This window comes from Pseudaeromonas sharmana, assembly GCF_042649925.1.
GTDB classification, from domain to species: Bacteria; Pseudomonadota; Gammaproteobacteria; order Enterobacterales; family Aeromonadaceae; genus Pseudaeromonas; species Pseudaeromonas sharmana.
This window is the reverse complement of the sequence record NZ_JBHSAF010000008.1, coordinates 23,244-29,705: the sequence shown is the minus strand read 5'-3', so window position 1 is coordinate 29,705 and position 6,462 is coordinate 23,244. Positions and strand designations below refer to the sequence as shown.

At 55.5% G+C, this 6,462-nt stretch carries 8 protein-coding genes; 6 read left to right on the top strand and 2 right to left on the bottom strand.

Features of this window, described 5'->3' with window-relative positions:
* Positions 1-756 (top strand): elongation factor Tu (locus tag ACFOSS_RS09215; RefSeq protein WP_377152038.1); only part of this gene is annotated, 756 nt, incomplete at its 5' end.
* 128 nt (positions 757-884) lie between these two features.
* Positions 885-1,343, top strand: a complete 459-nt coding sequence (locus ACFOSS_RS09210; protein WP_377152037.1) for a methylglyoxal synthase — start codon at positions 885-887, stop codon at positions 1,341-1,343.
* 61 nt (positions 1,344-1,404) lie between these two features.
* On the opposite strand, the gene ACFOSS_RS09205 is transcribed toward ACFOSS_RS09210, so the two are convergent.
* Positions 1,405-1,986: a superinfection exclusion B family protein gene (locus tag ACFOSS_RS09205; RefSeq protein ID WP_377152036.1), complete on the bottom strand. Its 582-nt coding sequence runs from the start codon at positions 1,984-1,986 to the stop codon at positions 1,405-1,407.
* A gap of 62 nt (positions 1,987-2,048) precedes the next feature.
* Positions 2,049-3,614 (bottom strand): methyl-accepting chemotaxis protein, encoded by a 1,566-nt coding sequence (locus ACFOSS_RS09200; RefSeq protein WP_377152035.1) that lies wholly within the window; start codon positions 3,612-3,614, stop codon positions 2,049-2,051.
* 350 nt (positions 3,615-3,964) lie between these two features.
* Between ACFOSS_RS09200 and ACFOSS_RS09195 the strand changes: the two genes are divergently transcribed.
* Genes ACFOSS_RS09195 through ACFOSS_RS09180 form a run of 4 tightly spaced genes read left to right on the top strand, consistent with a single transcriptional unit; the run spans position 3,965 to position 6,397 of the window.
* Positions 3,965-4,483: a Tfp pilus assembly protein FimT/FimU gene (locus ACFOSS_RS09195; protein WP_377152034.1), complete on the top strand. Its 519-nt coding sequence runs from the start codon at positions 3,965-3,967 to the stop codon at positions 4,481-4,483.
* Entirely contained in the window at positions 4,477-5,052 is a 576-nt protein-coding gene (locus ACFOSS_RS09190; protein WP_377152033.1) for a hypothetical protein, read from the top strand. Before ACFOSS_RS09195 ends, ACFOSS_RS09190 begins: the two co-directional genes overlap by 7 nt.
* Positions 5,039-5,941, top strand: coding sequence for a hypothetical protein (locus tag ACFOSS_RS09185; protein WP_377152032.1), 903 nt, complete (start codon positions 5,039-5,041; stop codon positions 5,939-5,941). The genes ACFOSS_RS09190 and ACFOSS_RS09185 overlap by 14 nt, the downstream gene beginning before the upstream one ends.
* A gap of 3 nt (positions 5,942-5,944) precedes the next feature.
* Positions 5,945-6,397, top strand: a complete 453-nt coding sequence (locus ACFOSS_RS09180; protein ID WP_377152031.1) for a hypothetical protein — start codon at positions 5,945-5,947, stop codon at positions 6,395-6,397.
* Positions 6,398-6,462 lie beyond the last annotated feature (65 nt).

Genomic DNA, 6,462 nt, shown 5'->3' with positions numbered 1-6,462 from the left:
GAAGAGCTGCTGGATCTGGTTGAGATGGAAGTTCGTGAACTGCTGTCTGAATACGACTTCCCGGGCGATGACACTCCGGTAGTCCGTGGTTCTGCTCTGCTGGCGCTGCAAGGCGATGCAGCGTGGGAAGAGAAGATCCTGGAACTGGCTGCTCACCTGGACAGCTACATTCCGCAACCGGAACGTGCTATCGATCGTCCATTCCTGCTGCCAATCGAAGACGTATTCTCAATCTCTGGCCGTGGTACTGTAGTAACCGGTCGTGTTGAGCGCGGTATCGTCAAGGTAGGCGAAGAAGTAGAAATCGTAGGTCTGAAGGAAACCACCAAGACCACCTGTACTGGCGTGGAAATGTTCCGCAAGCTGCTGGACGAAGGCCGTGCTGGTGAGAACGTAGGTGTTCTGCTGCGTGGCGTGAAGCGTGAAGACGTAGAGCGTGGTCAAGTACTGGCCAAGCCTGGTTCAATCACCCCGCACACCAAGTTCGAATCAGAAGTGTACGTGCTGTCCAAGGAAGAAGGTGGTCGTCATACTCCGTTCTTCAAGGGCTACCGTCCGCAGTTCTACTTCCGTACCACCGACGTAACTGGCACCATCGAGCTGCCGGAAGGCGTGGAAATGGTAATGCCAGGCGATAACATCAAGATGGTAGTAACCCTGATCCACCCGATCGCGATGGATGACGGTCTGCGTTTTGCAATCCGTGAAGGCGGCCGTACTGTAGGCGCCGGTGTTGTTGCCAAGGTTATCGAGTAATATCGACCCGTCAGCAATGACATGAAAAGGGCGACTTCGGTCGCCCTTTTTCTTTATTGCACAATCAGTTGGCGTTTATGAAATAAATCTGGTAACAAAGAGCGCAGGCTTGAATAAAGGAGTGCATGATGCAGGGAACGGTAAGTCGTGAGATGGCCGCACATAAGCGCGTTGCGCTGGTGGCACACGATAACAAGAAGCAGGACCTGGTTCGCTGGGTAGTCCAGCGTTGTGAGCAACTGAAGTTACACCATCTGTATGCCACAGGTACCACCGGGACTGTGCTGAGCCGTGAGGCGGGATTACCGATCACCTGTCTGTTGTCCGGTCCTATGGGAGGTGATCAGCAGCTGGGCGCCTTGATTGCAGAAGGCAAGATTGATGTTCTGATCTTTTTCTGGGATCCATTAAATGCAGTTCCGCATGATCCGGATGTGAAAGCCTTATTGCGCTTGGCGGCAGTGTGGAACATCCCCATGGCGACGAACGAAGCCACAGCCGATTTCCTGATGGATTGTCCACATATGAACCACAAGTTCAGTGTGGAGATCCCGGATTATGCCGGTTATCTGAAAGAGCGAACCTGAGACGAAGGAGGCCAGCGTTAGCTGGCCTCACTGTTACTCTCTCTGGTACGAGACATCGCATTTATCGAGCAGAGCCCTTGCTGGCAAATTTCGGCCTGGCGCTCATGATCTGTTCGATCTGCTCTTCGCTCATCTTGCCTTTGGTGAGCCCCAGGGCGCGGTAAGTAATCAATGGTCGCGCAGGCATGGCAATCATCAGCGCCTTTATCATGCTGTCATCTTCAAACAGTGGCTGACCATAGGCGTAAGTCAACACGCCTGATTCCAGCAAATTTTTGACGGCCGGTTCGGTGATCGGCAGTTTAATGACGCTTTTTCGTTGCAGTACAAATTCACGTAGTATGGCGCGTTCACTGAAGTCCAGGCAGCGAATCATCTGCTCCAGCTTATGCCGCTGCTGATATTGCGTCAATTGTTGCTGCGCCACATCCATCAGGATCAATATGCACTGACTGACGAAATAGGAGCTGGAAATCAGGATGCCGAGCCACAGGTACAGACTGCAGGCATGTAGCCAGTGAGCTGCGGCAGGGCCAAGTTTCGCTGCCGGAAACAACAGGATGGCGCTGCTGCATAACAGCAACCAGATCATCAGCCAGTTGAAGGCGTGGTATTGGCTAAAACGAGTTGTCCAGTATTTCATCGCATGGCCTCTGTCAAAAAACCGAAGGTGAATCGGTATCTGCAAAGGCCATGCCAGCTGATTCAACGCTGGAATTGCTGAATTAATCGTGACAGAGCCTGTAATCGCTCAACCAGCAGACCGATGCGATCGACGGCACTAAAACTCTTTTCGGTATTGCTCTTGGCAATATGCTGGATGTTATGAATATTGCGCGTTACTTCATCCGTAACATGAGCTTGTTCCTCTACCGCTACGGCAATTTGGTGGCTGGCGTCAGTCACTCGTCCCAGCATCTCCTCCATCACCTGTAATTGTTCGCCGGTATCTGCGGCTCGTTCCCGGCAGGCTTCTGAACCGCGACGCCCGGCGTCCATCGTATTCACCGCCTGATTGGCGGTGCCTTGCAGCTGATGGATCATGTTCTGGATTTCGGCGGTGGAGCTGCGTGTCTTGAGTGCCAGCGAACGGATCTCGTCAGCCACGACGGCAAAACCGCGCCCCTGCTCACCGGCCCGTGCCGCTTCAATGGCTGCATTCAGGGCCAGTAGATTGGTTTGATCGGCAATCGAGGTAATCACCTCAAGAATCTGCTCGATCTGCTTACTGTTCTGCGCCAGTTGACCGATGATGGCTGTGGTTGAAGTCAGTTCGCCGTGCAGGGCATTGACGGCTTCGATGGTCAGTTGCACGCTCTCTCTGCCGACGTGTGCGGCTTGCATCACGCTTCCGACCAGATCCGAGGTCGAAGTCGCGTTGCTGGCCACTTCATGAATCGATCTATTCAGCTCTTCAATCGCCGTAGCCAGTAATTCGGTTTCGATCTGCTGCTGGTTCAGGTTCTCGCTGATACCCTGGACATTGGCGACGTCCGCTTCGGCAGACTGCAAAATGGCTTCACTTGTGTCACCAGTGCGGCCAACGATGGCTCTGAGCTCGGCCATGCGCATGCGCAGTAACAATTCGATGCCAGCCAGTTCATCATTACGCTCTGTGTAGAGCACGCGTGTGACATCGGTCAACATCTGCTCGCGGCATTGTATGTCCAGACTCCGCAGTCGCCGTCCCCACCAGCTGGTATGCCACCATTGGACGAATAGCACCGCGATAGCGGCATAGCCGGGGTAGGGGGTTTCCAATATCAAACCCGCAGAGACTAATGCCAGCATCAACAACTGAAGCAGGCGAGATTGACTCAGGAGGCCGGGCAATCTGCGCCGCAGCGCCATTGGGATTTTACCGGCGTTGAGGCGCTGATAAAAACGTTCGGCTCGAGCGATGTCTTCACGGGCCGGGGCGGTGCGTACCGACTGATACTCAACCAATTCGCCCTGACTATTGAGGATGGGGGTGACATAGGCGTTGACCCAGTAGTGATCCCCATTACTGGAGCGGTTTTTGACGAGGCCCATCCAGCTACGCTTGTTCTTCAGATGCTGCCACATATCGGCAAATGCGGCCTTCGGCATGTCCGGATGGCGCACTATGTTGTGATGTTCCCCTTCCAGCTCTTCAGGTTTGTAGCCCGCGATTGAGCAAAAATGCTGATTGGCATACAGGATTCGGCTTTGGGCATCCGTTGTCGAGATCAGGTTATGTTGCCCGGAAAACTCGCGTTCGCGCCCGGTGGTGTTCTTGTGCTGACTCATAGTTCACGTCCATGAAAATTGAATGCCACAATGCCGCACCCTGTAACAAGTAACAGGAATGCCTATTTATTTTCATCATACTCAATTCGAATGCTCAGAAAACATGCGATTTTGATACTTGTTTTATCGGTTTTTAGGCCGCTATTGTTCGATTTAATTCCGGATATCGCGGGCGTGTAGCTCGACTGTGTGCAACCTGTTTCTGCAGGGTTGGCAAATTGTGTCTGCGAGCCTGCCGTCCTCCCTTTTCTCGCTTACCCGACGATGTAACAGGCTGCCAAATTCGGCTGTTGAGAACCGCCTGTAACGTGACTATTGATCCTGTTCCCGAGACAGACACCGAGGTCGATATGTGCAGATCCAACGGATTTACGCTGCTGGAATTATTGATTGCGCTGGCCGTGCTGGTGACCTTGTTGGTCATCGGCGTGCCCTCTTACTCCCGCGTGCAGGAAGAACGCCAGCTCGAGCAAGCCATCAACCAAATGCAAAGCGATGTGCTGCTTGGCCGTCAGATGGCATGGCATCAGCATGACAGTCAGATCCAAATTCGTTTTTTCCCCGGCGATAATTGGTGCTACCGGTTGACGGATGTGTCGCCGCAGCAGTGTGTCAGTTGCCAGGCGCGCTGTGATATCGATGGTGATGGACGGCGTCGGGGGGCGGATGCCAGCCGGTGGCCGAAAGTTCGGCTGCAGAGGGTGAGTTATCCGTTGGCGGCGTTGGGTTTTGACGTGCGACGCGGTGGCTTTACTGCGGGCTATGTTCAACTCTCGAATCAGTGGAGTAGCAAACGGCTGATTTCCACGGGGTACGGCCGCTTGCATATCTGCTCTTATGCGCTAGGCAGTGAGGGGACCGTATGCTGAATGCAAAGGGATTCTCGCTGAGCGAATTGATGATTGCCCAGGTATTGGCGCTGTTGTTGATGCTTGCCGCCATGCAGCTCTATATGACCCTGCTCCGCCACGACATGCAGTGGTTAGCTCGAGTGCAGTTGGTGCAGACCACAGAGTCGGTTCTGGCGATGATCGAACAGGATATCCGTTCGGCAGGGTATCGCAATGGAGCTGCAGCGTCTTCCGAACGGGTTTTCTACGCGACAGCAGTGTGCCTGATTACCGGTCGGGACAGCGACCACAACGGTGTTATTTCCGGGCCGCAAGAGTGGCGGGGATACAAATACGATGCGCGCCATCAGCAGCTTCTGGTTCAGGGCTGGGAGCGGGTTGCCAACCCGGCGTATAGCTGTGAACAAGGTGGTGGATGGCAACCGCTGCTGGCCGATGGCATGCGGGTGCACGCCGCCAGCTGGACACCGGTAGCGAATTCGGCCCAGCGGTTATGGCATCTCAACCTGGCGCTTGCGGCCTCGCAGGTTGCTGGGCCAGTGGTCTCGCTGGAAAAGCACGTGGTTAGACGCAATGAACAATCCTAATACCGCATACGCGGTGCGCGGCGCGGCTTGTCTGGCTCTGCTGCTGATTCTGTTGGGATTAGGTGCCATGGCAACCCTGGCCTGTGCTTCGCTGGCGAGCAATGAGTGGCGTTGGGGGGCTGCTGCATTCGATGCCCAGCATGCCTTCTGGACCGTCGAGGAACGCATGGCGCTATGGCGACAACAACTGGCGGAGCGGCAATGGTCGGGTACGGCTGGCACGCTGGATGTAACCGGCTTGCCCGTCATGCCCTTGAATCTCTCGGGGATGCCGGCATTTCGCCTGCGCTCTGATGATGAGCGAGTGAGCGTTGAGCAGAGTTTAATTTGGCGCCCGCTGTTGCCGCGGCGGCCGCAGGCGGCTGTGTTGACACCGCAGGGAGCGGTCATGGCCGATGGCCGCGGCGCATCGGGTTGGCAGTTGCTGACACCGCAAGATCGATGGCTATGGAATGCGCTGTTTGGAGAAGCGCGCGGAGTCAACCTGTTGCGTGATCAGGCGGCACAGTCACAGCCGGATTGCCGTGGACTGACATCGGCCAGCACTGGCGTGGTACATGTTACCGGGCGATGCCAGTTGAGCAGTCGTGTCGGTTCGTCTGGGCGCCCGTTACTGCTGGTTGTCGAAGCGGCTCAGGTTGACATGGATGCTACAGCCAGGTTCTCCGGATTAGTCGTGCTGGTCGGCAATACGCCCCAGCCACAAGGCAGTGCGTTTTCGGCTCAGCGTGGAGCGCGGATCGACGGGGCACTGATCAGCGAATTTAGTCTGGATATTCATCAAAGCGCCGCCACCGTCCATGCCGCTCCTGAGATCCTTGCTGCGCTGGTTGATCAGCCGGTCTTTTGGCGTCTCTATCTGGCACGCAACGGCTGGGATCAGGAGTAGCCAATGAGACAGTCTGTACCCAAGTCGGCTGGTTCGACCCTGATTGAAGTTTTGCTGGTGCTGGTCATGCTGTTAGCCGCCGCAGGTGCGCTGATTCATTTTCGCATTCTGATGCAGCACCAGCAGGTTCGCCTCGAGCTGCGGGCGGCAGCGATGCGACTGTTGGCGTCTAAACTTGAGGATCTGCAGGCGTTCAGTCAGTTGCGTGTCTCTGCTACCGAAACCAATTACCAGTCGATTCGCTCCAATCAGGGGGGCGTGATGCCGGCTGGCCGATACTCCGAGGCCAGTCATGACCTGGAACTTCATTGGAGGGTGACCGATTTGCCAGCCTGGCCGGGCTGGGATTTACCTGCTGGCAAGGAGGTGTTGGTTCAGGTGGAGTGGCTCAGCGATGGGGAGCGGTTACAGGTGCAGCAGGCGACATTGTTGCTGCCATTACGGTTAGAACCCTAACCAGATGTGCTGTGGTCGCCAATTCCAGTAGCTGGATGCCGCTATGGCTGGAGAGCGTCCTCTGA

What these genes read in the sequence shown, in the direction of transcription:
- ACFOSS_RS09210 (WP_377152037.1), top strand. Translation starts at nt 885, where the DNA reads ATGCAGGGAACGGTAAGTCGTGAGATGGCCGCACATAAGCGCGTTGCG.
- ACFOSS_RS09205 (WP_377152036.1), bottom strand. Translation starts at nt 1,986, where the DNA reads ATGAAATACTGGACAACTCGTTTTAGCCAATACCACGCCTTCAACTGG.
- ACFOSS_RS09200 (WP_377152035.1), bottom strand. Translation starts at nt 3,614, where the DNA reads ATGAGTCAGCACAAGAACACCACCGGGCGCGAACGCGAGTTTTCCGGG.
- ACFOSS_RS09195 (WP_377152034.1), top strand. Translation starts at nt 3,965, where the DNA reads ATGTGCAGATCCAACGGATTTACGCTGCTGGAATTATTGATTGCGCTG.
- ACFOSS_RS09190 (WP_377152033.1), top strand. Translation starts at nt 4,477, where the DNA reads ATGCTGAATGCAAAGGGATTCTCGCTGAGCGAATTGATGATTGCCCAG.
- ACFOSS_RS09185 (WP_377152032.1), top strand. Translation starts at nt 5,039, where the DNA reads ATGAACAATCCTAATACCGCATACGCGGTGCGCGGCGCGGCTTGTCTG.
- ACFOSS_RS09180 (WP_377152031.1), top strand. Translation starts at nt 5,945, where the DNA reads ATGAGACAGTCTGTACCCAAGTCGGCTGGTTCGACCCTGATTGAAGTT.